This is a genomic window from Cyanobium sp. BA20m-p-22 (assembly GCF_024346275.1).
Classification (GTDB): Bacteria; Cyanobacteriota; Cyanobacteriia; order PCC-6307; family Cyanobiaceae; genus Cyanobium_A.
Window position 1 is genome coordinate 1 of sequence record NZ_JAGQCQ010000001.1, and the last position, 24,404, is coordinate 24,404.

Below are 24,404 nucleotides of genomic sequence, written 5' to 3' on the forward strand. Positions count from 1 at the left end.
AGCAGGAGCCCGGCGAGCCGATCGCCGAAACCATTCGCCGCGAGCTGGAGGAGGAGCTGGCGATCGCGGTGGAGGTGGGCGAGGAGCTGGTCGTGATCGAGCACGCCTACGGCCCCAAGCGGCTGCGCTTCGTGGTGCACCTGTGCACCTGGCGCTCGGGGGCGCCCCAGCCCCTGGCCTCCCAGCAGGTGCTCTGGGTGCGGCCCGAGCAGCTGGACAAATACCCCTTTCCGGCGGCCAATGGGCGGATCATTGCCGCCCTGCTGGAGCGGCTCCAGCTGCGGGCCTGATCAAGTTGGTGCGCTCAACTCGAGCCGGCGCCCTGCATCGGGGTTGTGGGGGTCGGCCAGGTTGAGGTGCACCTGCCAGCAATTGGCAGGTAGGCCGCTGAGTCGCTCGGGCCACTCCACCGCTAGCAGGGCGCCGAGCGCGCGCGCCTCCTCCTCCTCCTGGGCGAGGAGTTCATCGGCGGCGGCGGGTAGGTCCAGCCGGTAGAGATCGAGGTGCACCAGCCCGCCACCAGTTGCGTCGCCAGCTGGGCCCCTGATGCCCGCCAGCCGGTAGTGCTGGGCCAGGGCAAAGGTGGGGCTGGTGATCGGTTCGTCGATGCCCAGGCCGGCGGCCAGGCCCTGCACTAGGCAGGTTTTGCCGGCCCCCAGGTCGCCGTGCAGCAGCAGGGTGCTGGCGGGGGGCAGCCGGGATGCCAGCTGCCGGCCGAAGGCCAAGGTGGCGGCGGCGTCGGCGAGGTAAAGGCTCACAGCAATTGATTACACAGCTGTAGATTGGTCGATAGCGAGCCCGAAGCCTCGGCGTCTCCGCAGATATTTCCAAACCACGCCCTCCCAGTCGGGAGCGAGCAGTACACCCAGTAAAAACCCATGGTGGCTACCCCCACGGCTCCTGCACTGCAGAGCACCAACACCTATGTGATTGCCGATCTCGGCCTGGCTGATTTTGGCCGCAAGGAGATTGCGATCGCCGAAACCGAGATGCCTGGCCTGATGGCCCTGCGCCAGAAGTTCGGCTCCGACAAGCCCCTCAAGGGAGCGCGCATTGCGGGTTCCCTGCACATGACGATCCAGACGGCCGTTCTGATCGAAACCCTGGTGGCCCTCGGCGCCGAGGTGCGTTGGGCCAGCTGCAACATCTTCTCCACCCAGGATCACGCGGCCGCGGCGATTGCTGCTGCCGATGTGCCGGTGTTCGCCTACAAGGGCGAAAGCCTTGACGAGTACTGGGCCTTTACCCACCGTATCCTCGAGTGGGGCGACGGCGGTACCCCAAACATGATCCTCGACGACGGCGGCGATGCCACCGGCCTAGTCGTGCTGGGCACCAAGGCCGAGAGTGATCCCTCGGTGCTCGATAACCCCTCCAATGAAGAGGAAACGGCCCTCTTCAACTCGATTCGCCAGAAGCTGGCTGCCCAGAGCGGCTTCTATTCCCGCATCTACGCCAACATCCAGGGCGTCACCGAGGAGACCACCACCGGCGTGGCCCGCCTCTACCAGATGCAGAAGGCCGGCGAACTGCCTTTCCCTGCGATCAACGTCAACGACTCGGTCACCAAGAGCAAGTTTGACAACCTCTACGGCTGCCGGGAATCCCTGGTGGACAGCATCAAGCGCGCCACCGATGTGATGGTGGCCGGCAAGGTGGCCCTGGTGATGGGCTACGGCGATGTGGGTAAGGGTTCGGCCCAGTCGCTGCGGGGCCTGGGCGCCACCGTGATGATCGCCGAAATCGATCCGATCTGCGCCCTGCAGGCCGCCATGGAGGGCTACCGCGTCGTTCGCCTCGACGACGTGGTGGGCGATGTGGACATCTTCGTGACCGCCACCGGCAACTTCAAGGTGATCAACCACGAGCACCTGATCCAGATGAAGGATCAGGCGATCGTCTGCAACATCGGCCACTTCGATAACGAGATCGACGTGGCTTCGCTCAAGCAGTACCCCTGGGACAACATCAAGCCCCAGGTTGATCACATCCTGCTGCCCTCAGGCAACAAGATCATCCTGCTGGCTGAAGGTCGGCTGGTGAACCTGGGCTGCGCCACCGGCCACCCCAGCTTCGTGATGAGCAACTCGTTCACCAACCAGGTGCTGGCCCAGATCGAACTGTTCAGCAAGGGTGCCCAGTACGACAAGCAGGTGTATGTGCTGCCCAAGCATCTCGATGAGATGGTGGCGCGGCTGCACCTCGAGAAGATCGGCGTCAAGCTCACCGAGCTCAGCGCCGAGCAGGCCGCCTACATCAACGTGCCGGTGCAAGGGCCCTACAAGCTCGAGCACTACCGCTACTGATGGGTACCGCCTGAGGTGGTGTGATCCGCCCGCCCGCACATGCGTGCGAACGGCGGGCTTGGAGCACACCACCTCAGTCAGGCCAGGAGCCTGGCCTGCAGGGCTATTTGTTGGCGCCTGGCGCTCAGAAGGGCACTTCCTCTTCGCTGGGGGAGCCGCCGCCAAAGCTGGAGCCGCCTCCAGCCATGCCACTTCCAGCCATACCGCCGCCATTTTCGGCGTCCCGCTTGGAGCCCAGCAGTTCCAGGCGGTCGACGCGGATTACGGGTTTGGTGCGCTCCTCGCCGCTGGCCCTGTCAGTCCAGCGGTCCAGCTTGAAGCTGCCGATGATGCCCACCAGGGCTCCCTTGCGGACGTAGTCGGCGGCTACTTGGGCCTGCTTGCCCCAGATTTCCAGGTTGAACCAGTCGGGTTCGTCTCCGGAACTGCGGCGGTTCACGGCCAGGGTGAGGTTGGCCACCACGCTGCCCGATTCGAAGTAGCGAACTTCCGGGTCGCGGCCGGCCCGGCCGACGAGGGTTATTGAATTGACGCCCATGGCGCTGTCTCCTGTGTTGTTGAGTCAATGATGGGGCACCCGGTTGGGCTGCCACCTTTCATCAGTTCCACCGTTCGGGCCGTCTGTAACACCCCCCTATGATTCAGCCCTTGCAGGCGGACGTCCGTGTTTTTTCGTCGGTTTCGATTTTCGCGGGACATCGGCATTGATCTGGGCACGGCCAACACGCTGATCTTCGTGTCAGGCAAGGGGATCGTGCTCCAGGAGCCCTCCGTGGTGGCCATGGATCTCGAGCGGGGCGTGCCCCTGGCGGTGGGCAATGAGGCCAAGTTGATGCTGGGCCGTACCCCGGGCAACATCCGGGCCGTGCGGCCGCTGCGAGATGGGGTGATCGCCGACTTTGACGCGGCCGAGCAGATGATCAAGACCTTCATCTTCAAGGCGAACGAGGGCCGCGGGATCATGGCTCCCCGCCTGGTGATCGGCATCCCCAGTGGCGTTACCGGCGTGGAGCGTCGGGCCGTGCGCGAAGCCGGTCTCGCTGGCGCCCGGGAGGTGCATCTGATCGACGAACCCGTGGCGGCGGCCATCGGTGCGGGCCTGCCCGTAACCGATCCGGTGGGCACCATGATCGTCGATATCGGCGGCGGCACCACCGAAGTGGCGGTGTTGAGCCTGGGCGGCACCGTGATCAGCGAGTCGGTGCGGGTCGCCGGAGATGAGCTCAGCGAGTCGATTGGCGTCTACCTCAAGAAGGTGCACAACCTGGTGGTCGGTGAGCGCACCGCCGAGGACATCAAGATCCGCATCGGCTCCGCCTTCCCCGACGACCCCCACGACAGCACCTCGATGGATGTGCGTGGGCTGCACCTGCTCTCCGGCCTGCCCCGCACCATCAACGTGCGCGCTGGCGACATCCGCGAGGCGATGGCCGAACCCCTCAACGTGATCGTCGAGGCGGTTAAACGCACCCTGGAGCGCACCCCGCCCGAGCTGGCAGCCGACATCGTCGATCGGGGCATCATGTTGGCCGGCGGTGGCGCCCAGGTGCGGGGCATCACCGACCTGATCAGCCACGAGACCGGCATCCTCACCCATGTGGCCGAGGACCCCCTGCTCTGCGTGGTCAATGGCTGCGGCATCGTGCTTGAGGATTACAAGCGGCTGGAGCGCGTGCTCGATACCCCTGATTTCGCCCGCCAGACCGTCTGAGCTCCATGCCGCCAGGCCGCCGGCAACGCCTCCCCGCCCTGGGGGGGATTCTTCAGGCCTGGCCCTGGGTGCTGCTGTTGCTGGCCCTGTTGGCCGTGAGGCTCAGCAAGGGGGCTGGCTTTGCTGACGCCTACGCCTTGCTGAGTCGGCCCTTCTGGCCTGGCAGCGCCCAGGGGGAGTGGCTGCGCAGTGCCGAGATTCTCAACAGCCAAACCCGGCTCAGTCAGTTGGAGGTGGACAATCGCCGGCTGCGCTCGCTGCTGCAGCTGCAGACAGGCGGCAAGGGCATGGTGTCGGCGCCGGTGATCTCCCGCCAACCCGGGGGCTGGTGGCAGCAGCTGGTGATCGGCAGCGGCGCCCTGCAGGGCGTCCGCCCAGGCATGAGCGTGACCGCACCAGGGGGCCTGATCGGCCGGGTGGCCAGTGTCACCCCCAGCACGGCAACGGTGGCTCTGCTCACCGATCCGGGCAGCCGCGTGGGGGTCTGGGTGGGCCGCATCCAGCGCCACGGCCTACTTACGGGGATCGGCACCAGCCGGCCCTTGCTGCGCTTTCTGGAGAAGGATCCCGGCGTGCGTCCCGGCGATGTGGTGGTCACCTCGCCGGCCAGCACCCTGGTCCCGCCCAACCTCACCGTCGGGGTGATCCAAACAGTCGATGAGCGGGCGGTGCCGGCCACCGATGCGGTGGTGCAGCTCAGTGCCCCGCTGGATGCGGTCGACTGGGTGCAGGTGCTGGTGCCGTGAGTCAGCTGACCCGCCACCGAAGGTGCCTGGCCACGGCCCTGCTGGTGCCCTGGCTGGTGCTGGCTTCGCCGGGTCCGTTGAAACTCGCCGGGGTGGCGCCAGCCTGGGCCGTGTTGTGGCTCTTGCCCTGGGCGCTGGTGGATGGACCCCTGTCCGGTGCCCTGGCCGGCCTGGGGTTGGGTCTGGTGCTTGACGGCCTGCATCTGGGCCCGATCAGTGAGATTCCAGCCCTGGCCCTGTTGGGCTGGTGGTGGGGCCGGATGGGGCGCCTTGGCCCGCCGATCGAGCGCAGTTTCAGCCTTGGCCTGCTGGCCCTGATCGGCGCGGCCCTGGTGGGGGGCAGCCTGCTCCTGCAGAGCCTGCTGGCGGGTGGCTGGCCCCTGTTGCCCGCCCTGCACACCTGGCTGGCCCAGACCCTGCTGACGGCCCTTTTGGCACCACCTCTGTGTTCCCTCCAGCTGCTGCTCTGGCGGCGCCAGACCCTGGGGGGGCGAAGCTGAGCTGATGGGAGGCGAGCTGGGCCGGCGTCGATTTCTGGAACTGCTCGGCGCGGGCAGTGGAACGGCCCTGCTGGCGGCGAGCCTGGGCAGCTGCGCTCGGCCCGGCCCCGGGGGAGCTGACGGGCGGGTGCTCAATTTCTGGACCCTGGACCTGGCCCCCAAGTTCAACGCCTATGTACTGGGGCTGATTGCGGCCTGGGAGGGCCAGAACCCCGGCATCCGGGTGCGCTGGACCGACGTGCCCTGGAGCTCGGTGGAACGCAAGTTGCTGGCTGCGGTCTTCGCCCGCACCGCCCCTGACCTGGTCAATCTCAACCCCCCCTTCGCTGCCAACCTGGCCAGCAAGGGGGGGCTGCGGGACCTCACCGAGGTGTTGCCCGCCGGAGCCGCCGGGGCCTACCTGCCAGCGATCTGGGAGGCGGGGCGCCAGGGGGTAGGGGCTTCGGCCGAGCAGTTCGCCATCCCCTGGTATCTGACCGCCCGAATCAGCATGGCCAATCGCCGGCTGTTGGAGCGCGCCGGCTATGCCGCCCCGCCCCTCCAATGGAGTGGGGTGCCGGCCTATGCGGAGGCGGTTCGCCGTCGCACCGGCCGCTACGCCCTGTTTGTCACCGTCGTGCCCGACGACTCCGCCGAGTTGCTGGAGATCCTGGTGCAGATGGGGGTGCAACTGCTCGACGGGCAGCAGCGGGCCGCATTCAACAGCCCGGCGGGTCGGCGTGCCTTCGCCTTCTGGAGCGACCTCTACCGGCGCGGCCTGCTGCCCCGCGAGGTGGTGAGCCAGGGCTACCGGCGGGCGATTGAGCTCTACCAATCGGGTGACCTGGCCCAGGTGGCGACCGGCCCCGATTTCCTGCGCAACCTGCAGACCAACGCCCCGGGGATCGCCGCCGTGACGGCTCCCTACGTGCCACTCAGCGGGGCCGGCGGTGAGGCCAACGTGGCCGTGATGAACCTGGTCGTGCCCAGGCAGAGCGCCCTGGCGGCCGAGGCGACCCGCTTCGCCCTCTTTCTCACCAACGGCCCCAACCAGCTGGCCTTTGCCGAGCAGGCCAGGGTGCTGCCCTCCAACCAGGTGGCGCTCCAGCAGCTGGAGGCCTCGCTGGAGGCTGCCCTGGGCCCAGCGGGGGCTACTGCCCAGCCGAATGGCCAGGAGTCCCTGGTGCTGCGGGCGCGGTTGCTCTCGGCCCAGACCCTGCGGCGGGCCAGGGTGCTGGTGCCGGCCAGCCCAGGGGTGAAGCGGCTGCAGGCGATCGTCTACACCCAGCTGCAGCGGGCCATGCTGGGTCAGGTGGACAGTGATGCCGCCCTGGCCACTGCTGCCGATGAGTGGAACCGCTACGCCCGGGCCCGCTGGGGCTGATATCAGGGTTTCCAGGTTCTGTCTGTTTCTGTAGAAATCCTTAAAAGTAGTCAGAGTGGCTCCAGGGGCGGGGTTCTGGGGGATGACCGGGGGACGCGCCTAGGGGTATGGTTGCGATTCTTCATCTCGGCGCTTCGCCCATGCCCTTGGAGGACAGGCCCAGTACCGGCGATTCCCAGGCTGAGCCCAGGGCCACCGTGATGGTGGTGGACGACGAGGCGGCCGTGCGGCGGGTGCTGGTGATGCGCCTCCAGCTGGCGGGCTACCGGGTTATCTGCGCCGAGGATGGTGAGGAGGCCCTGACCCTGTTTCACCAGGAGCAGCCAGATTTGATCGTGCTCGACGTGATGCTGCCGAAGCTGGATGGCTTCGCCGTCTGCCGCCGCCTGCGGGCCGAGTCCTGCGTGCCAATCATCTTTCTCTCGGCCCTCGATGCGATCGCCGAGCGGGTTTCCGGGCTGGACCTCGGCGCCGATGACTACCTGCCCAAGCCCTTCAGCCCCAAGGAGCTCGAAGCCCGGATCGCCACCATCCTGCGCCGGGTGGGTCGGGGTTCCGCAGCGGCCGAGCCCCGGGAGGTTCCAAGCGGCAGTGGGGTTCTGCGCGTCGGCGATCTGGTGGTCGACACCAACCGCCGCCAGGTGACCCGCGATGGGGAGCGCATCGGCCTCACCTACACGGAATTCAGCCTGCTCGAGCTGTTGTTTCGGGAGCCGGGTCGGGTGGTGCCGCGGGCTGAGATCCTTGAGCAGCTCTGGGGCTATCCCCCCCGCCGGGCCGCCGATCTGCGGGTGGTGGATGTGTATGTGGCCCGCCTGCGCGGCAAGCTCGAACCCGACCCCCGCAACCCCGAGTTGATCCTCACGGTGCGGGGCACCGGCTATGCCTCCCAGCGGATGGCCGAATTGACTCTGGCGGCGAGCAGCTGACGCTCCTGCAGGATGGGTCGCTTCAGCCCCCTGCCTGCCTTGTCGGATCTGCGCGAGACCCGTCTCGAGAAAGCTGCCGCCCTGGCGGCCCTGGGTCAGGGCCCCTACGGTCTGCGTTTTGAGCCCACCCATCGCGCCGCTGCTCTGCAGCAGGCCCACCTGGATCTGGCCAATGGGGAGGAGCGGGACGTTGAGGTGTCCGTTGCGGGCCGGGTGATGACCCGTCGGGTGATGGGCAAGCTGGCCTTCTTCACCCTGGCCGATGAGAGCGGCTCGATTCAGCTTTTCATCGAGAAGGCCACCCTTGATGCGGCCTCTCCTGATGCGCCCCCACCCGGTGCTTTCGCCCACCTCACTTCCCTGGTAGATGCCGGCGACCTGATCGGCGTCGTCGGCAGCTTGCGGCGCACCGACCGGGGCGAGCTTTCGGTGAAGCTCAAGAGCTGGAGCATGCTCTGCAAATCCCTCCAGCCCCTGCCTGATAAGTGGCATGGCCTGGCGGATGTGGAGAAGCGCTACCGCCAGCGCTACCTCGATCTGATCGTGTCGCCCCATACTCGAGAAACCTTCCGCCGTCGGGCCCTGGCGGTGAGCGCCATGCGCCGCTGGCTGGATGAGCGCGAGTTTCTGGAGATCGAAACGCCTGTGCTGCAGAGCGTGCCCGGCGGTGCCGACGCCCGGCCCTTTGAAACCCACCACAACGCCCTCGATCTGCCCCTCACCCTGCGCATCGCCACCGAGCTCCACCTCAAGCGGCTGGTGGTTGGGGGCTTTGAGCGGGTCTACGAGCTGGGCCGGATTTTCCGCAACGAGGGGGTGAGCACCCGCCACAACCCCGAGTTCACCTCGGTGGAGATTTACCAGGCCTACGCCGACTACACCGACATGATGCTGCTCACCGAGCAGCTGCTTGCCCATGTGTGCCAGCAGGTGTGCGGCACCACCTTGATCAGCTACCAGGGCACGGCAATCGATCTGGCCCCCCCCTGGCGGCGGGCCACCATGCACGGGCTGGTGCAGGACGCCACCGGGCTCGACTTCAACTCCTTCAGCAGCCGTGCCGAGGCGGCTGCGGCGATGGCCGCCCAGGGGCTGGAGGTGCCGGCCCTGGCCGATTCGGTGGGGCGCCTGCTGGTGGAAGCCTTTGACCAGCGGGTCGAGGCAAACCTGATCCAGCCCACGTTCGTGCTCGATTACCCGGTGGAGAATTCACCCCTGGCCCGGGCCCATCGCAGCAAGCCGGGGCTGGTGGAGCGCTTCGAGTTGTTCATCGCCGGCCGCGAGACTGCCAATGCCTTCAGCGAACTGATCGACCCGGTGGACCAGCGCCAGCGCCTGGAGGCCCAACAGGCCCGTCGGGCGGCAGGCGACCTGGAAGCCCAGGCGGTGGATGAGGATTTTCTCCAGGCTCTGGAGGTGGGCATGCCCCCCACCGGGGGTCTGGGGATTGGCATCGATCGGCTGGTGATGCTGCTCACCGACAGCCCCTCGATCCGCGATGTGATCGCCTTCCCGCTGCTGCGCCCTGAGGCGCGGCCGGCCACAATGGGATAATTGCGCCAGTAGGCAATCTGCCCCATCTGGGGGCCAACGATTCCATGAGTGGCGAGCGCGTCGGTTTTCGCTTCAAACACGCGGACGCTGTGGTGAAGCGCAATCCCCAGGGTCGTTCTCGTCGGGGCTGGGTGATGGAGCCCGTCGAGCAGACCACCAGTCGAGGCACCAAGATGCCTGCCTACCGGATCCGTTGGCGCGACAGCGAACGTCCGGAAATAGTTCTGCAACACATGCTGATCGCCGATCCCGATCCCACCCCACCACCGGAAGGGGTGAGCCTGGTGCCGCCCGCTCCCAAGGCCTGAACCCAAGCAGGTTCGATCAGCTCCAGCGGCCGTGATTGTGGGCTCTCCCAGCTTCAGTACAGCCTGTACGGAATTGAGGAGACACCGAATTTGGCCGCCCCCGCCGGAAAACCCGCCTGGGCGGTGGCCCCGCATCTTCAGCGCTGCTGCCGCCGCAGCTCTTCCAGGGCCTGGTCGGCTTCAAAGGCGGCCCAGTCCTGCTCCAGGCTGGAGGTCCTTGGCGGGCGCGAGCGGCTGTCGAGGTCGCGCAGGTCGCGCTCCACCGCCGCGAAGCTCACCCCCAGCTCGCCCAGCTGTTGCCAGCGTTGGCGGCCCTGCTCCATCAGGCCTTGCTGGTGGGCCTTGGCGCGCTCGGCCAGGGCGGTGGCACCGGCGGCCTGCGCCTTGACCACCCGCTCCTGCCAGCGCCGAATCTCGTCGGCCAGTTGCAGCAGGGCCTGGCGCTCCTGTTCCGCCTGCCGTTGCAACTGGCGTCGCTGACCCACCAGCCGGGCCTGGCGATCGCGCGCTCCCTGCTCCTCCAGCAGGGCCTCCTGGCTGGGGTTGGCGGCGAGGAAGGCCTCCAGCTGCTGGTCGAGCCGCGCCTCCAGCTGATCCAACCAGCTCGAGCTGCTCATGGTGCTGGCTGCCCAGCTGGGGTGGTGATCAGGGGGGCCTCGATTTCCTGCTGCAGCGGCGTTATTGCCGCTTCGCGGGAGCGCAGCAGCAGCTGGGTGAGCCGGGCGATCGCCCCTTCGCCCAGGTCCTGGTTGCCGATCCGGTCAAAGGCGTTGCGGTAGAGCTCCTCCAATTCACTGATCAGTCCCTCGCGCACCTGGCGCATGGCGGCCCGTTGTTCTTCGCGGCCCATGGTTGTGATTGGGGTCTGGGATCAGGAGTCTGGCGTCACCAGCAGGTGCAGGGATAGGTCGTGCCGCGGATCACTCCAGCGGCCGGCGCCCTGCCAGCCGGCGCTGGAGGCCAGGGCCAGGAAGGCTTCTGGGGTGTATTTGAAGCTGTATTCGGTGATCAGCTCCTCCCCTGGGCTGAAGTTCCAGCTGCGGCCTGCCAGCTGCACGCTCTGGGCGCTGCGGCTCACCAGGGCCATGGCGATGCGGCTGTGCTCGGGCTGCCAACGGGCGCTGTAGCTGAAGGCCTGGGGATCGAAGTTGCCGGCTAGGTCTCGGTTGAGCCGCACCAGCAGGTTGCGGGCGAAGGCGGCGGAAACCCCGGCGGCATCGTTGTAGGCGGCCTCCAGCCGTGTCACCTGCTTGGGTTGGTCGATGCCGATCAGCAGCCGGGCCCCCGGTCCAAGTAGGCCCCGCAGTTGGGCCAGGAGCAAGCTCGCCTCAACCGGGCTGAAATTGCCGATTGAGCTGCCCGGGTAGAAGCCCAGCCGCCGCTCGCCCCGCAGCAGGCTGTGGTCTGGCAGCTGCTGCAGTTGGCTGTAATCGCAGCAGATGCCGAGCACGGGCACCGCCGGATGGCGGGCCTGCAGCTCCCGGCAGGCGACCTCCAGGTGGTGGGGGCTGATGTCGAGGGCCACGTAGGCCGGCGGCCCCAGGGCCTCCAGCAAGGGCCCCACCTTGCGGGCACTGCCTGCGCCGAATTCCACCAGCACCCCCGGGCCCAGGGCTGCCGCCAGCTCAGGGGCCCGGGCCTGTAGCAGGGCCGTTTCGGTGCGGGTCAGGCCATATTCGGGCTGCTCGCAGATCGCCTCGAACAGGCGGGAACCCTCGGCGTCGTAGAGCAGCCAGGCCGGTAACTGGCGGGGGTGGCGCTCCATGCCGGCCACCACCAGGCGGCGCATGTCGGCGGCCGGTGGATGCAGGTTGATCAGCTGGGATTGCTGCTCTGGACACATATCTGGAGGCATATCTGGCGAAATATCAGGTGAGATCACGGGCTAGGCGCAGACCCGCCGCCATCCAGCGGCTCGCCGGCGGATAGAAGTTGCGGTAGGTGGGTCGTTCGTGGCCGCTGGGGGTGAGGAAGCAGCTGCCGCGGAGCACCATCTGGGAGCTCATGAACTTGCCGTTGTATTCCCCCACCGCACCGGAGGCCGGAACGAAACCTGGATAGGGCCGGTAGGGGCTGGCGGTCCACTGCCAGAGCAGGCCGAAGGCCTGCGGCAGGCCCCCCCTGGTGGCGGCAAATTCCCATTCGGCCTCGCCGGGTAGCCTGGCCCCGGCCCAGCGGGCGAAGGCGTCGGCCTCAAACCAGCTCAGGTGGCGCACCGGTTGCTCCGCCCGCCGCGGCTGGCGGCCTGCCAGGCCAAATTCATCTCCCCCACGCCAGTAGCGCGGCGCCTGCCAGCCCCGCTCCTGCACCACGGCCCAGCCCTCGCTCATCCACAGCTCGGCCCTGCGGTAGCCGCCGTCGGAAATGAAGTTCCCATAGGCGCCGTTGTTCACCAGCTGGCTACCGATGGCGAAAGGCTCCAGCCACTGGCGGTGGCGGGGCGCCTCGTTGTCGAAATGAAAGCCGTTGTCGAAATGAAGGCTGCCGCCGGAGTGGCCGATCTCGACCAGGCCGCCGCCGTGCTCCAGCCAGGGGGGCTCGGGCTCCCCGGCCAGGCTGGGGCTGGCGTCCTCCGGCTCGCGGCCATAGGCCGGCTCCAGGGGGTTGCGGCTGAAGCCATCGAGCAGGTCCATCAGCAGCAGCTCCTGGTGCTGCTGCTCGTGCTGCAGGCCCAGCTCCACCAGCTCCAGCTGGGGGGCACCCTGATCCAGCTGAGCCAGCAGGGCCAGCACGGCCCCATCCACCTCCGCCCGCCAGGCCAGCACCTCGGCCAGGGGCGGGCGGCTCAGCAGGCCCCGCTGGGGCCGGGGGTGGCGTGCGCCGACAGCGTCGTAGTAGCTGTTGAAAATAAAGCTCCAGGTCTCGGGAGCTGGTTGATAGGCCCCCGCTAGGCCAGCTTCCAGCTGGGGCCGCAGCACAAACTGCTCAAAGAACCAGGTGGTGTGGCCCAGGTGCCATTTGGGCGGGCTGGCGTCGGCCATCCCCTGCAGGCAGAGGTCCTCTGGCTGCAGGGGGGCCACCAGGGCCAGGCTCTGCTGGCGTCCCCGTATGTACCGCGCCGCCAGCTCCTGTCCCATCCCGCTGCCGCCAATTCGGGCTGAAATCAGGTCTGACCCTAGAGGGCTTGCCTACGATCTCGCCACGCACAGCACGTGGGCATGGCCGGCATCACTTCGGGGTTCGTGGGCGCCGTCGGCAACACGCCCCTGATCCGGCTCAGGGGCCCCAGTGAGCTCACCGGCTGCGAGATCCTCGGCAAGGCCGAGTTCATGAACCCCGGGGGCTCGGTCAAGGACCGCGCTGCCCTGGGCATTCTGCTGGAGGCGGAGGAGCAGGGGCTGCTGCGGCCCGGCGGCACGGTGGTGGAGGGTACGGCCGGCAACACCGGCATCGGCCTCACCCACATCTGCAATGCCCGCGGTTACCGGGCCCTGATCGTGATTCCCGACACCCAGTCGGCGGAGAAGATCGGCCTGCTGCGCAGCCTGGGCGCCGAGGTGCGCACGGTGCCGGCGGTGCCCTACCGCGACCCCAACAACTACGTGAGGCTTTCGGGCCGCATCGCCGCGGAGACCCCCGGCGCCGTCTGGGCCAACCAGTTCGACAACCTGGCTAACCGCCGCGCCCACTACAACTCCACCGGGCCGGAGATCTGGCAGCAGAGCGGCGGTCGGGTGGATGCCTGGGTGGCGGCTACCGGCACCGGCGGCACCTACGCCGGCGTGGCCCTCTACCTCAAGGAGCAGAACCCGGCGGTGCGCTGCGTCCTGGCCGATCCCCATGGCAGTGCCCTCTACAGCTGGGCCACCGATGGAGTGCTCGTGAGCGAGGGCAGCTCGATCACCGAGGGGATTGGCAACAGCCGCGTCACCGCCAACCTGGAGGGATCCCCCGTTGATGATGCCGTGCGCATCGATGACCAGGCCGCCCTCGACACGATCTACGGGCTGCTCTGGCGCGAAGGCCTATTCCTGGGCGGCTCGGTGGGCATCAATGTGGCCGCGGCGGTGGAGACGGCCCGGCGTCTGGGCCCCGGCCACACGATCGTCACCGTGTTGTGTGACAGCGGCGACCGCTACCGGTCGCGGCTCTATGAAGCCGACTGGCTCGCGGCCAAGGGTCTGCGTCAACCTGAGCGCTGCCTGGCAGGAGTGGGCTGATGGCGGCGCAGCAGGGTCAGCTGATCGGCGAGCGTTATCGGTTGGAAGAGCGCCTCAGCCTGGGCAGCGGGGCTGAAGTACAGGGGGAGTTGTGGCGGGCCAGCGACCTGCTGGCGGCAGAGGCGCCGATGGCCCTGCGCCTACTGGGGCGGGAAATCGATCTGGCCATGGCGCGTCAGCGCTGGGGCCGGTTGCAGGGGGTGCTCCATCCCCAGGTGCCGCGCATGGGGGCGGCGATCGAGGCCGCCGAGGGGCTGTGGCTGGTGCGCGAATGGCAGGGAGGCCGCACCTACCAGCAACTGCTCGAGGCCCGGGCCGCACGGCAGCTGGTGTTTGGTGCCGGCGAGGTGTTGCTGCTGCTGCGCCAGCTGCTGCCGGTGCTGGCGGTGCTGCACAGCCAGGAGCTGGTGCACGGCGACCTCAGCCCCGCCAACCTGCTGCGCCGCGACAGCGATGGCCTGCCGGTGCTGATTGATTTCGGCTCGGTGGCTGGTGCGGCCCAGGCCACCCCTGGCTATGCCCCGCCGGAGCGCACCCACCTGCTCCAGAGCGAGCCGTGGATGGATCTGCATGCCCTTGGCGTGGTGGCTTTGGTGCTGCTGAGTGGTGAGGGGCCCGCCAGGCTGTTGGATCCGGTCAGCCTTGCCTGGCGCTGGCCTGCCACCCTGGCCGGCCAACCCGAGCTGCAGGCCCAGATCAGCCGCCTGCTGTTGCGCCAGCCGGGGGAGCGTTTTGCCTCTGCGGCCAAGGCCCTGGCAGCTTTCCAGGCCCTGGCCATGCCTGAGAGCACGGGCCCGGTGCCCCGGGCCGACAGCACCGTTGCCCTGGTGCCACCACCGGTGACCGAACGCCCAGCGGCGCCGGCGCCGGTGCTGCCCGTGCTGGTCGCTCCGCCACCCCAGCCCGAACCGGCCCCAGTCCCAGCCCCAGCCGCCGCCCCGCGCACCCGGCTCGAGGAGCGGGAGGAGGCCGCCGAGGGCGGTATCTGGCCGGTGGTGATCGCCCTGGTGCTCTCGGCCGTGGTCGGCACTGCCTTGGGTTGGTGGTGGCTGAGCCGCGGTCGGGTGGCCCTGACCACCCCCGATGCGGCCCTGCAGTTGCCCACCAGCCTGCCGCCGGCGGAGGTAGACCAGCGCCAGCAGCTGCTCAACCGGTTACGGGCCCTGCAGATTGACCGGGGCTGGTTTCTCAAGCTGGTGGATGCCAGCCTGCTCGCCCAGTTTCCTGAGCGGGGTGGTCGCCTGCCGGGCGATTCCCTCGAGGAGGCTCCCCTGCGCAAGGTGTGGAACGAGCTTGCCGAGGAGTGGTTGGCCAGGGTGGAGCAACTTCCCCTTGACATCCGCCGCCGCCTCGGCAGCTACACCAATGGGGATTGGGAGCGGCGCCAGCAGTCCCTGGTGAGCCAGGGGCTCAGCCCCGCGGTGCTGCGCCAGCTGGTTTCGGGCAGTGCCCAGAACCTGCTGCCGGGCCGGCCCGGCGCCGACATCCCGGCTGAACCCTTCCGGCAGCTCTGGTATGCGGCAGCCGAGCAGGGTCTGGCCAATGTGCAGATCGAGGCGATCCAGGCCCAGCCCCTGGAAACCCGGGTGCTTTCGGCCCAGGTGGAGGCCGGGGGGGCCCGCCTTTTCCCCGTGCGGCTGCCCGCCGGCTATCGGCTGGTGCTGGGGGTGAATGGCTCGCCGCTGATGCAGATGAGTGTCTTCGGCCCCGATGGCGACCTGCTGGAGGCCAAGGGGCCCCTGCGGGTGGTGAGCCTGGGGGCGCAGAAACGCTCGCCGGTCCAGCTGCTGGTCACGAACGAGGGTGTGGCTCCGGCCCTGATCACCCTCTCCCTGCGGGCGGATCCGCCCCTGCCCCAGGTGGCCCCGCCGCCGGCCGCCCCCGAGCCCTCATCCCCGGCGCCGCCGGACCAGCTGGAGCGGCCCCAGCTCCAGCCCGGGCCGGCTCCCGCACCGCCTGCCGTCGCCCCGCCGCCGCCGGTGCAACCGCCAGTCAATTGATTCCAGTCGGGCAGGCCGCGCCCCGACTCAGAGCCGGGCGATGGCCGCCTTGGCGTCCTTGATGTCCTGCTTGCGCCGTTCCTCGTGGCGTTTGTCGTGCAGCTTGCGGCCCTTGGCCAGGCCGATGGTGAGCTTGATCCAGGACCCCTTGAGGTGCAGGTTGAGGGGGATCAGGGTGAGGCCCTTCTGATCGAGGGCCACCCGCAGTTTTTCGATCTCGCGCCGGTGGGCCAGCAGTTTGCGCACCCGCAGGGGCTCGTGGTTGAAGTAGGCCCCGGCATGGGTGTGGGGGGAGATGTGCACGTTGTGGAGCTGCAGCTCCCCCTTGCGGATCAGGCAGAAGCCGTCGCGCAGGTTGCAGTGGCCGGCCCGGATCGACTTCACCTCCGTGCCCAGCAGTTCAACGCCCGTTTCCAGGGTTTCGAGGATCTCGTACTGGTGGCGGGCGAAACGGTTGTCGGCCAGCAGCTTGTTGGCGGCATCACGCTGGGCCTTGGCGTTTTTCTTGCCCCCGCCCTTTGCCATCGCTGCTCCGCATCCTTCCCCTGGACCTTCCGACCCTAGGGAGCTGCCGGTACCCTCGCTGCATGGCCATCGTTTCCTCGGGATCCCCGCAGCCTTCCCAGCCGCGGCTGGTGGATCCCACCCCCGTGGTCGGCGAGGTCGGGGCCGGGCCTGGGCCGATCGCCCGGGAAGACGGCCTGCGCCCCAAGCGCCTTGCCGACTACATCGGCCAGAGCGAGCTCAAGCAGGTGCTGGCCATCGCCGTGGAGGCCACCCGGGCCCGCCAGGAGGCCCTCGACCACGTGCTGCTCTACGGCCCGCCGGGTCTGGGAAAAACCACCATGGCCCTGGTGCTGGCCGAGGAGTTGGGGGTGCGCTGTCGCATCACCAGTGCGCCGGCCCTGGAGCGCCCCCGCGACATCGTTGGCCTGCTGGTGAACCTGCAGCCCCATGAGCTGCTGTTCATCGACGAGATCCACCGGCTCAACCGGGTGGCAGAGGAGATCCTCTACCCGGCAATGGAAGACTGCCGCCTCGATCTCACCGTGGGCAAGGGCACCACCGCCCGCACCCGCAGCCTGGAGCTGCCGCCCTTCACCCTGGTGGGGGCCACCACCAAGGCCGGCGCTTTGAGTTCTCCGCTGCGGGATCGCTTTGGCCTGATCCAGCGGCTGGAGTTTTATGGCATCGACGACCTGCAGGCGATCGTCGAGCGGGCCGCTGGCCTGCTCCAGATCGCGCTCGAGGCCGACGCCGCTCTGGAGGTGGCCCGACGCTGCCGCGGCACCCCCCGCATCGCCAATCGGTTGCTGCGGCGGGTGCGCGATGTGGCATCGGTGCGCGGCCATGGCCGCATCGGCCCGGCGCTGGTGGCCGAGGCCCTCAGCCTGCATCGGGTCGACGATCGGGGCCTCGATGCCAGCGATCGGCGTCTGCTGACCCTGATGCTGGAGGCCTATGGCGGGGGGCCCGTGGGCCTCGACACCCTGGCGGCGGGCCTGGGCGAAGATTCCGCAACCCTCGAAGCGGTGGTCGAGCCCTACCTGCTGCAACTGGGCTTTCTGCAGCGCACGCCGCGGGGCCGGCTGGTCACCTTGGCGGGTCGCAGCCACCTGGGTTGGCCGGCCGGAGCCGCGGCATGAGCGGGCTCCGCTCGTGATCTCCACCCTGCTGGCTTTGCTGTTGGGGGTGCAGCTGCTGCTGCCCCAACTCTTTGACCAGGCCCTCAGTGCCAGCCGGGAGGGGCGCTTCGCCGAGGCCCTGCCCCTCTGGAACCAGGTGTTGGAGGTGGCCCCAAACGATGCGGCGGCCTGGAGCAACCGGGGCAACGTGCTGCTGGCCCTGGGCGATCCCCGCTCGGCCATTGCCGACCAGACCAAGGCCATCGCCCTCGATAGCGAGAGCCCCGATCCCCATCTCAACCGGGGTACGGCCGAGGAGGCCCTGGGTGATTGGCCCGCCGCCGAGGCCGACTACCGCTGGATCCTGGAGCGGGCCCCCAGCGACACGGGCGAACCGCGGGCCTCGGCCCTCTACAACCTCGGCAACGTGCATGGCTCCCTGGGCGATTGGCAGGAAGCGCGCCGCTGCTTTGAGGCGGCTTCCCTGGCCCGGCCTGGTTTTGCCATGGCCCGCTCCAGTGCCGCCCTGGCCGCCTTCCAACTCGGAGACAAAGCTGGGGCCGAGCGGGAGCTGCGCAACCTGATCCGCCGCTACCCACTGTTTGCCGATGCCCGTGCCGCTCTCACCGCCCTGCTGTGGCAAAAGGGGGCCAGCGGTGAGGCCGAGAGCAACTGGGCTGCGGCCTCCGGTCTCGATCCGCGCTACCGGCAGCAAGAATGGTTGCGATCGACGCGGCGCTGGCCCCCCGTGCCGGTCGAAGCTCTAGCCCAATTCCTTGCCCTGGGCTCCTGAATGACTGCCCCCGAATGAAGGCCCCCGCATGACGGCCTACGAATGACAGCCACACCCTGCAGGTTGAATTGGCAAGAGCTCGGCCTCGAGGCCGCCCTGGCAGAGGTGCTGCCGGAGCTGATTCAGCTACGGCGACACATCCATCGCCATCCCGAGTTGAGTGGCCACGAGCAGCAGACGGCCGCGCTGGTTGCCGGTGAGCTGCGCCGTTGGGGCTGGGATGTGCGCGAGGGGGTGGGCCGCACTGGCGTGCTGGCGGAGCTGGGCCCGGCGGGCCTCCAGGTGCCGCTGGTGGCCCTGCGGGTGGACATGGATGCCCTGCCGGTGGAGGAGCGCACCGGCCTCGACTACGCCTCCACCCAACAGGGCCTGATGCATGCCTGTGGCCATGACCTGCACACTGCGGTGGGGCTGGGGGTGGCCCACCTGCTGGGGGGGCTGTGGCAGCGCCAGCCCCACCTGCTCACGGCCCGGGTGCGGCTGCTGTTTCAGCCCGCCGAGGAGACGGCCCAGGGGGCGGCCTGGATGAGGGCCGACGGGGCCATGGACGGGGTGGAGGGCCTGTTTGGTTTGCACGTCTTCCCAAGCCTGCCGGTGGGCACGATCGGCGTGCGTAGCGGCAGCCTTACGGCGGCCGCGGGGGAGCTGGAGGTGGAGGTGCTGGGTGAGGGCGGTCACGGCGCCCGGCCCCACCAGAGCACCGATGCCATTTGGATCGCGGCCCGGGTGGTGAGTGGCCTACAGGAGGCGATCAGCCGCCGCCTCGATGCCCTGCATCCGGTGGTGGTGAGCTTCGGGCGCATCGAGGGCGGCAAGGCCTTCAATGTGATCGCCGACCATGTGCGCCTGCTGGGTACGGTGCGCTGCCTCGATAACGAGGTGCATGCCCAGCTGCCGGGCTGGATTGAAGACACGGTGCAGGCCCTCTGCCGGGGCCACGGTGGCGAGGCGCGGGTGAGCTATCGCTGCATCTCGCCGCCGGTGCAAAACGACCCAGCCCTCACCCAGCTGGTGGCAGCTGCTGCGGTGGAGCTGCTGGGCCGCTCCCAGGTGCAGTGGCTCGAGCAGCCCTCCCTCGGCGCTGAAGACTTTGCCCAGCTGCTGGAGGACACCCGCGGCACCATGTTTCGACTCGGGGTGGCAGGGCCGGCGGGCTGTGCCCCTCTGCACAGCAACTCCTTTGCCCCTGACGAGGCGGCCCTGCCGGTGGGCGTACGGGTGCTCGCCCTGAGCCTGCTGCGTTGGATGGAGCAGCGGCCATGAGGAACCGGCCCCTGCTTAGGGGTTTGCTGGCCCTCTCTTCCCCCCTGCTGATTTTGATGTCCCTGCTGGTTTTGCTGCAGCGCCGCGGTGTCGATCGCCTGCCGGCCCTGCCCGCCCTGTTGATCGGAACGGGTCTGCTGGGGACGAGTCTGCTGGGCTGGCGCCGCCGCCGCCGCAACCTGCTGGCGGCCCTGGGCCAGGATGGCCCCCAATGAACACCCCTTCGCCCGATCTCGCTGCCCTGCGTGAGGCGATCGCCTCCGGCGATCCCAGCCGGGCCATGCCGGCCCTGGCGGGCCTGCGGCAGATGCCGGTTGAAGAGGCCGTGCCCCTGTTGCTGTTGGGTCTGGAGCAGGAGGTTTTCATGGTGCGCTCGCTCAGCTGCGCCGGCCTCGGGGTGAAGCAGAGCGAGGCCGGCTGGCAGGCCCTGGTGGGCGCCGCCCAGCACGACGAGGACGCCAATGTGCGGGCTGAAGCAGCCAATTCCCTGGTCAGCCATTCGCTGGAACGGGCCTGGCCCCTTGTGCTTCAGCTGTTTGCAGCCGATCGGCAGTGGCTGGTGCGCTGCAGCATCCTCTCGGCCCTGGCCGAACAGGCCGAAATCAATCCGGCCTGGCTGCTGGAGCTGGCGTCGCTGGCGATCACCGATGCCGATGGCACCGTGCGGGTGGGCGGAGCCGAGATCCTCGGCCGTCTCGTGCGGGAGCACGGTGATGGGGAGGCCCGTGCCCTGCTGCAGCAGCTCCAGACTGACGCCGATCACCGGGTGGTGGCCGCGGCGTTTAACGGGTTACAGGGCTAAACCGGTTACAGCCTTGCTAGGTTTCGCATGTCACTAGGGGTGCCCCGCTGCCGGCCTAATCAGCTGTGCAGCACCGGGCTGAGATCACACCCTCCGAACCTGATCCGGGTAATGCCGGCGCAGGGAAGTGGAACTGGATTGTGAAACCACTCTCAGGCTGCGCCCCGCCCTATCTGCAGCCCCACATGCGTAGCGCCTGGATCGAGAAGCGTCGCGGCACCGCGAACTATTCCCAGATGCATTATGCCCGCCAGGGCGTGGTGACCGAAGAAATGGCCTATGTGGCCAAGCGGGAAAACCTGCCCGAATCGCTGGTGATGGAGGAGGTGGCTCGGGGGCGGATGATCATCCCGGCCAACATCAACCACCTCAATTTGGAGCCGATGGCGATCGGCATCGCCAGCCGCTGCAAGGTGAACGCCAACATCGGCGCTTCCCCCAATGCCTCCGATCTCGATGAGGAGGTGGCCAAGCTGCGCCTGGCGGTGAAATACGGCGCTGACACGGTGATGGACCTCTCCACCGGCGGCGTCAATCTCGATGAGGTGCGCACGGCGATCATCAACGCTTCGCCGGTGCCGATCGGCACGGTGCCCGTCTATCAGGCGCTGGAAAGCGTGCATGGCTCGATTGAGAAGCTCGACGCCGACGACTTCCTGCACATCATCGAGAAGCACTGCCAGCAGGGCGTTGACTACCAAACGATTCATGCCGGCCTGCTGATTGAGCATCTGCCGCTAGTGAAGGGCCGCCTCACCGGGATCGTCAGCCGTGGCGGCGGGATTTTGGCCCAGTGGATGCTTTATCACCACAAGCAGAATCCCCTGTTTACCCATTTCGATGACATCATCGAAATCTTCAAGCGCTACGACTGCAGCTTCTCCCTTGGAGACTCCCTGCGGCCCGGTTGCCAGCACGACGCCTCCGACGCCGCCCAGCTGGCTGAACTCAAAACCCTCGGCCAGCTCACCCGCCGCGCCTGGGAGCACGACATCCAGGTGATGGTTGAGGGTCCGGGCCATGTGCCGATGGATCAGATCGAGTTCAACGTTAAAAAGCAGATGGAGGAGTGCAGCGAAGCGCCCTTCTATGTGCTCGGCCCGTTGGTTACAGACATCGCCCCCGGCTACGACCACATCACCAGCGCCATCGGCGCGGCGATGGCCGGCTGGTATGGCACGGCCATGCTCTGCTATGTCACCCCCAAGGAACACCTTGGCCTGCCCAATGCCGAGGATGTGCGCGAGGGCCTGATCGCCTACAAGATCGCGGCCCACGCCGCCGACATCGCCCGCCACCGACCCGGTGCCCGCGACCGCGACGACGAACTCAGCCGCGCCCGCTACGCCTTCGACTGGAACAAGCAGTTCGACCTCTCGCTTGATCCGGAGCGGGCTCGCGAATACCACGACGAAACTCTGCCCGCCGATATCTATAAACAGGCAGAGTTCTGTTCGATGTGCGGCCCCAAGCACTGCCCGATGCAGACCAAGATCACCGACGAGGATCTAGCTGGGCTTGAACAGGTGCTGGCGGAGCAAAAAGCGGGCGAGGCCGCGGCTGTCTAAGCGAAGGGGCGAGGTGGGTTTGGGGCCTAAGTCGCATTGATCAGCCGTTGCGATTTAGCCCCGCTCCTTGGCTGCCAGCGGCCCTGCGAACACCTATTCCTATTATTTTAAAGCGAGAGTAGTTCTGGCTTCTTTGTACGACGATTGCGGGCTCTCCCTGGGGCACCCAGCCATTTGATGCAAGTAAATCTGAGAAGGCCTTAATCGCCTCTTTCTCGTTGATCCGTGGATCAATTGGTTCGATTGCTAAATATCCTGATTGGTTGGGGGCGGCCATGAATTGGTAATGGCGGGGGTCGTTAAGGGGGAGGATCTTTGCCCTTGGGCCCAAGGTGTAGCCAGCCTTTGCCCCAACCATCCAGCTGCGGGTGACAATGTTGGCTGGCTTGCCGAAATCATTCCAGAGCTTGGGCAGGGAACCCCAGTCTTGTAGCTGCCAGTTGCGATCTATGGATGGGGGCTCCTTAAATATGGCTCTTGTAAAGATCGCATCCTTGAATTGAAGGCCTACGCCTATGGCCGCAATCGAGAGGAGTAGGGCGGCGCTTGCCCACACCTTTTTAATAAGAATGAGATGGGTTTGAGTTTGTCTTGAGGTCCATTGGCCTACAAGCGGGAAGCCGAAAAGAAAGCCCCCCATCGACCAATGGGGCAGGGAGCGCTCGCTCACTAGTGCGATTAACAGGAAGGCCAGCGGCAAAACTATGGTCAACCAGCTGAATAGGGAATCGGCGGGCGACTTCGCTTTGGAAACGCCTTTTAGTGAGCAAGCCATTGCCACTATCCAAGTGCCCGGCAACAGATAGGCCATCTGGCCGACCACGATCGTAAGAAAGTTCAGTGGGAAAAGCTGGAGACCGGCGTTGCCAGCCCTGCCTGATTGAAAGCCAAAGGATATCCAATCGTGGGAGCCATTCCAAATGAGTATGGGAATTAGGCCGGCCAGGCCAATGATTATGGTTGTAAATATTGCTGGAGAGCGGAGCCATGCCCTGTTCTTTTTGTTTAAAAGGGTAAAAATACCGATTGAGGCCGCGAAGGCGACTGCCTGATATTTAGATGCTAGGCTGATCGCTAAGAATATGCCTGCCGCCCCATATCGAAATGGTTCTAGTTTGTATTTCGGCTCAAGTATGCCTGGCAGCAGAATCCATAGGGTCGCCAATAGGCCGAAATTAAGGGGCCCATCAGGCACTACAAATAGGCCAGCTGAGATCAGGAAGAACGGAGCGATTGAATACCAGGCCAGGGCCCAAAAAGCAGCTGAGCAGTCGTAGGCTCTCCGGGTTATATCGTATATAAGCCAAGCACTTGCCGTTCCAAGTAGCACAAATGGAATGCGCAGAATGCTGGCTGAATTGCTGCCGCTTGCCAAATGGGCAAGGCCTGCGATCGTAAAGACTGCCGGAGGATGGTCGAAGTAGGAAAGGGACCAGTCGGGTGAGATGGATATCGCATAGGCCTCATCTATTCCTGCTGGCCACACAAATGCAAGCAGGAGCCTTAGGGCCGTGAAACTAAATAGAAGAAAAGCCGCTTTTTTTGTCATTTGCGCCCTTTGGTTTGGCTACCTTTATGGAGTATTCCACACGAAGCGGCTGCTGGCGGCGTAGTTCCATACGAAGACAACCAGGATTCCGGCCAGCTGGGCAAATAGGGCATCTTTGGCGATAAGATTATAGTAACCAGAGGCCAGCCCTACATTTGCAATTGCGGGAAGAGATGCCACCAGTGAGAATTTTAGCAGCCCCCTAAAAAGGGCCGCCCCTTTAAGGCGCTGGAAATGGAAGGTGAGCGTATTGTTGATTAGATAGTTTGAGCACGCCGATGTCATCACCGCAAAGGGCAGGGCTTGCTGAAACAGCATCCCAAATCCGCCCACCAGTAGCTGGGTTGTTAGGAGTTGAACAGCTACTCCACTGGCCCCAACCAAGGCAAAACTAATGGCCCTTCGGGGTATAATTCTCAGGCTTAAACTGTGTAGTATTGAGATCAGAAAATCCCAGAAAACGGCCAGATCTAGTTTTGACTCGCCGTGGCAGCGTGGTTGGAATTGCAAGGGTATTTCCGCGGTCTTCAACCGGCCCCGACTCACCGCAAGAAGTTCATATAGGAATTTGAAGCCATTTACGTCTACGGCGCGAATCACCGGAATTATTGTATCTAGACGCAGGGCAAAAAAGCCACTCATATAGTCACTGAGATTGGCGTAGGCCTCGGGCAGGCTCAGGCGGGCCCATTTGTTTGCCCAGTTTGAGCCCATTGTGCGCCGGTTGCTTAGCCCAATGATTTGTGCTTTAGCGGCAAAACGGCTTCCGATCACAAGATCCAGATCCCCCCTGATCAGGGTATGGAGGGCCTGGTAGACAGAAGCTGGCTCGTGCTGTCCATCGCTGTCCATTACGAGGGCCACGTCACCGGTGGCATCCATGAGCCCTTCCTTGATCGCACTTGCCAGGCCTGAGCGCCCCAGCCTGCGGATTAGTCGTATGCAGGGTTCTTCGCGAGCCAGTTGGCGGACCAGCTCAGCGGTGCCGTCTGATGAGTCGTCGTCTACAACCAGTATTTCCAGGCTGAAATTATTCTTGAGTCCAATGAGCTGCCCTATGAGGGGGCATATGGTGTCTTTCTCGTTATACGTGGGCAGAACGATCGTTGCTTTCGTCTGCTGAATGCTTTCGTCACTTTGCACGGCTTTGTGGGTTTCAACTTGTGCAAATGAAAAGCCCATGGCGGCTGCCATGGGCGGTATCTGGTATTTAGCTTGGGGCTGTGA

26 protein-coding genes and 1 riboswitch are annotated in these 24,404 nt (G+C 66.4%); of the genes, 17 read left to right on the plus strand and 9 right to left on the minus strand.

Features of this window, described 5'->3' with window-relative positions; genetic code table 11:
- Positions 1–290: NUDIX domain-containing protein (locus tag KBZ15_RS00005; RefSeq protein ID WP_255012322.1), on the plus strand; the 290-nt coding region annotated here is incomplete at its 5' end.
- Here KBZ15_RS00005 and tsaE read toward each other — a convergent pair.
- Complete coding sequence (gene tsaE / locus KBZ15_RS00010; protein WP_255012324.1) at positions 291–758, minus strand: tRNA (adenosine(37)-N6)-threonylcarbamoyltransferase complex ATPase subunit type 1 TsaE; 468 nt, start codon at positions 756–758, stop codon at positions 291–293.
- Between the two features lie 120 nt (positions 759–878).
- On the opposite strand from tsaE, the gene ahcY reads away from it, so the two are divergent.
- On the plus strand, positions 879–2,306 hold the full coding sequence (gene ahcY, locus KBZ15_RS00015; RefSeq protein WP_255012326.1) for an adenosylhomocysteinase: 1,428 nt from the start codon (positions 879–881) through the stop codon (positions 2,304–2,306).
- 124 nt (positions 2,307–2,430) lie between these two features.
- Here ahcY and KBZ15_RS00020 read toward each other — a convergent pair whose 3' ends face one another.
- On the minus strand, positions 2,431–2,844 hold the full coding sequence (locus KBZ15_RS00020) for a single-stranded DNA-binding protein (RefSeq protein WP_255012329.1): 414 nt from the start codon (positions 2,842–2,844) through the stop codon (positions 2,431–2,433).
- A 126-nt stretch (positions 2,845–2,970) separates the two neighbouring features.
- Between KBZ15_RS00020 and KBZ15_RS00025 the strand changes: the two genes are divergently transcribed.
- The 7 genes from KBZ15_RS00025 (at position 2,971) to KBZ15_RS00055 (ending at position 9,417) form a co-directional block, all read left to right on the plus strand.
- Positions 2,971–4,017, plus strand: coding sequence for a rod shape-determining protein (locus KBZ15_RS00025; protein WP_197153144.1), 1,047 nt, complete (start codon positions 2,971–2,973; stop codon positions 4,015–4,017).
- Positions 4,018–4,022: 5 nt separating this feature from the next.
- Positions 4,023–4,763, plus strand: a complete 741-nt coding sequence (gene mreC / locus KBZ15_RS00030; protein WP_255012330.1) for a rod shape-determining protein MreC — start codon at positions 4,023–4,025, stop codon at positions 4,761–4,763.
- Entirely contained in the window at positions 4,760–5,263 is a 504-nt protein-coding gene (locus tag KBZ15_RS00035) for a rod shape-determining protein MreD (protein ID WP_255012332.1), read from the plus strand. The genes mreC and KBZ15_RS00035 overlap by 4 nt, the downstream gene beginning before the upstream one ends.
- A gap of 4 nt (positions 5,264–5,267) precedes the next feature.
- Complete coding sequence (locus KBZ15_RS00040; protein ID WP_255012334.1) at positions 5,268–6,626, plus strand: ABC transporter substrate-binding protein; 1,359 nt, start codon at positions 5,268–5,270, stop codon at positions 6,624–6,626.
- 140 nt (positions 6,627–6,766) lie between these two features.
- Positions 6,767–7,555, plus strand: coding sequence for a response regulator transcription factor RpaB (gene rpaB / locus KBZ15_RS00045; RefSeq protein WP_197153451.1), 789 nt, complete (start codon positions 6,767–6,769; stop codon positions 7,553–7,555).
- 12 nt (positions 7,556–7,567) lie between these two features.
- Positions 7,568–9,109 (plus strand): lysine--tRNA ligase, encoded by a 1,542-nt coding sequence (gene lysS, locus KBZ15_RS00050; RefSeq protein ID WP_255012336.1) that lies wholly within the window; start codon positions 7,568–7,570, stop codon positions 9,107–9,109.
- Positions 9,110–9,153: 44 nt separating this feature from the next.
- Positions 9,154–9,417 carry a hypothetical protein gene (locus KBZ15_RS00055; RefSeq protein ID WP_190388593.1) on the plus strand — a complete coding sequence of 88 codons (264 nt, stop codon included), beginning with the start codon at positions 9,154–9,156 and terminating at the stop codon, positions 9,415–9,417.
- 137 nt (positions 9,418–9,554) lie between these two features.
- On the opposite strand, the gene KBZ15_RS00060 is transcribed toward KBZ15_RS00055, so the two are convergent.
- Genes KBZ15_RS00060 through egtB form a run of 4 tightly spaced genes read right to left on the minus strand, consistent with a single transcriptional unit; the run spans position 9,555 to position 12,494 of the window.
- Positions 9,555–10,034, minus strand: a complete 480-nt coding sequence (locus KBZ15_RS00060) for a hercynine metabolism protein (RefSeq protein ID WP_255012337.1) — start codon at positions 10,032–10,034, stop codon at positions 9,555–9,557.
- Positions 10,031–10,267: a hercynine metabolism small protein gene (locus KBZ15_RS00065; RefSeq protein ID WP_255012339.1), complete on the minus strand. Its 237-nt coding sequence runs from the start codon at positions 10,265–10,267 to the stop codon at positions 10,031–10,033. The genes KBZ15_RS00060 and KBZ15_RS00065 overlap by 4 nt, the downstream gene beginning before the upstream one ends.
- Positions 10,268–10,288: 21 nt before the next feature.
- Positions 10,289–11,260 (minus strand): L-histidine N(alpha)-methyltransferase, encoded by a 972-nt coding sequence (gene egtD, locus KBZ15_RS00070; RefSeq protein WP_255012341.1) that lies wholly within the window; start codon positions 11,258–11,260, stop codon positions 10,289–10,291.
- A gap of 25 nt (positions 11,261–11,285) precedes the next feature.
- Entirely contained in the window at positions 11,286–12,494 is a 1,209-nt protein-coding gene (egtB, locus tag KBZ15_RS00075) for an ergothioneine biosynthesis protein EgtB (protein WP_255012346.1), read from the minus strand.
- A gap of 81 nt (positions 12,495–12,575) precedes the next feature.
- On the opposite strand from egtB, the gene KBZ15_RS00080 reads away from it, so the two are divergent.
- The gene (locus KBZ15_RS00080) at positions 12,576–13,577 is read left to right on the plus strand and encodes a cysteine synthase A (protein WP_197153172.1); all 1,002 of its coding nucleotides are present in this window, start codon (positions 12,576–12,578) and stop codon (positions 13,575–13,577) included.
- The gene (locus KBZ15_RS00085) at positions 13,577–15,577 is read left to right on the plus strand and encodes a protein kinase domain-containing protein (RefSeq protein WP_255012349.1); all 2,001 of its coding nucleotides are present in this window, start codon (positions 13,577–13,579) and stop codon (positions 15,575–15,577) included. Before KBZ15_RS00080 ends, KBZ15_RS00085 begins: the two co-directional genes overlap by 1 nt.
- A 27-nt stretch (positions 15,578–15,604) precedes the next feature.
- Here KBZ15_RS00085 and smpB read toward each other — a convergent pair whose 3' ends face one another.
- Positions 15,605–16,102, minus strand: coding sequence for an SsrA-binding protein SmpB (smpB, locus tag KBZ15_RS00090; protein WP_254929880.1), 498 nt, complete (start codon positions 16,100–16,102; stop codon positions 15,605–15,607).
- 62 nt (positions 16,103–16,164) lie between these two features.
- On the opposite strand from smpB, the gene ruvB reads away from it, so the two are divergent.
- The 6 genes from ruvB (at position 16,165) to thiC (ending at position 21,628) form a co-directional block, all read left to right on the plus strand.
- Positions 16,165–17,223 (plus strand): Holliday junction branch migration DNA helicase RuvB, encoded by a 1,059-nt coding sequence (gene ruvB, locus KBZ15_RS00095; RefSeq protein ID WP_254929879.1) that lies wholly within the window; start codon positions 16,165–16,167, stop codon positions 17,221–17,223.
- 16 nt (positions 17,224–17,239) lie between these two features.
- Positions 17,240–17,995 (plus strand): tetratricopeptide repeat protein, encoded by a 756-nt coding sequence (locus KBZ15_RS00100; protein ID WP_255012388.1) that lies wholly within the window; start codon positions 17,240–17,242, stop codon positions 17,993–17,995.
- 42 nt (positions 17,996–18,037) lie between these two features.
- On the plus strand, positions 18,038–19,258 hold the full coding sequence (locus KBZ15_RS00105; RefSeq protein ID WP_255012352.1) for an amidohydrolase: 1,221 nt from the start codon (positions 18,038–18,040) through the stop codon (positions 19,256–19,258).
- The gene (locus KBZ15_RS00110) at positions 19,255–19,473 is read left to right on the plus strand and encodes a DUF3188 domain-containing protein (RefSeq protein WP_197153201.1); all 219 of its coding nucleotides are present in this window, start codon (positions 19,255–19,257) and stop codon (positions 19,471–19,473) included. Before KBZ15_RS00105 ends, KBZ15_RS00110 begins: the two co-directional genes overlap by 4 nt.
- On the plus strand, positions 19,470–20,060 hold the full coding sequence (locus KBZ15_RS00115; RefSeq protein WP_255012354.1) for a HEAT repeat domain-containing protein: 591 nt from the start codon (positions 19,470–19,472) through the stop codon (positions 20,058–20,060). Before KBZ15_RS00110 ends, KBZ15_RS00115 begins: the two co-directional genes overlap by 4 nt.
- A 25-nt stretch (positions 20,061–20,085) precedes the next feature.
- Positions 20,086–20,203: riboswitch (TPP riboswitch) on the plus strand.
- A gap of 42 nt (positions 20,204–20,245) precedes the next feature.
- Positions 20,246–21,628 carry a phosphomethylpyrimidine synthase ThiC gene (gene thiC, locus KBZ15_RS00120; protein WP_255012357.1) on the plus strand — a complete coding sequence of 461 codons (1,383 nt, stop codon included), beginning with the start codon at positions 20,246–20,248 and terminating at the stop codon, positions 21,626–21,628.
- A 40-nt stretch (positions 21,629–21,668) separates the two neighbouring features.
- Here the strand turns inward: thiC and KBZ15_RS00125 are convergent, their stop codons facing one another.
- Positions 21,669–23,177 (minus strand): glycosyltransferase family 39 protein, encoded by a 1,509-nt coding sequence (locus tag KBZ15_RS00125; RefSeq protein WP_255012358.1) that lies wholly within the window; start codon positions 23,175–23,177, stop codon positions 21,669–21,671.
- Between the two features lie 24 nt (positions 23,178–23,201).
- Positions 23,202–24,371 carry a glycosyltransferase family 2 protein gene (locus KBZ15_RS00130; protein ID WP_255012360.1) on the minus strand — a complete coding sequence of 390 codons (1,170 nt, stop codon included), beginning with the start codon at positions 24,369–24,371 and terminating at the stop codon, positions 23,202–23,204.
- Between the last annotated feature and the right edge of the window lie 33 nt (positions 24,372–24,404).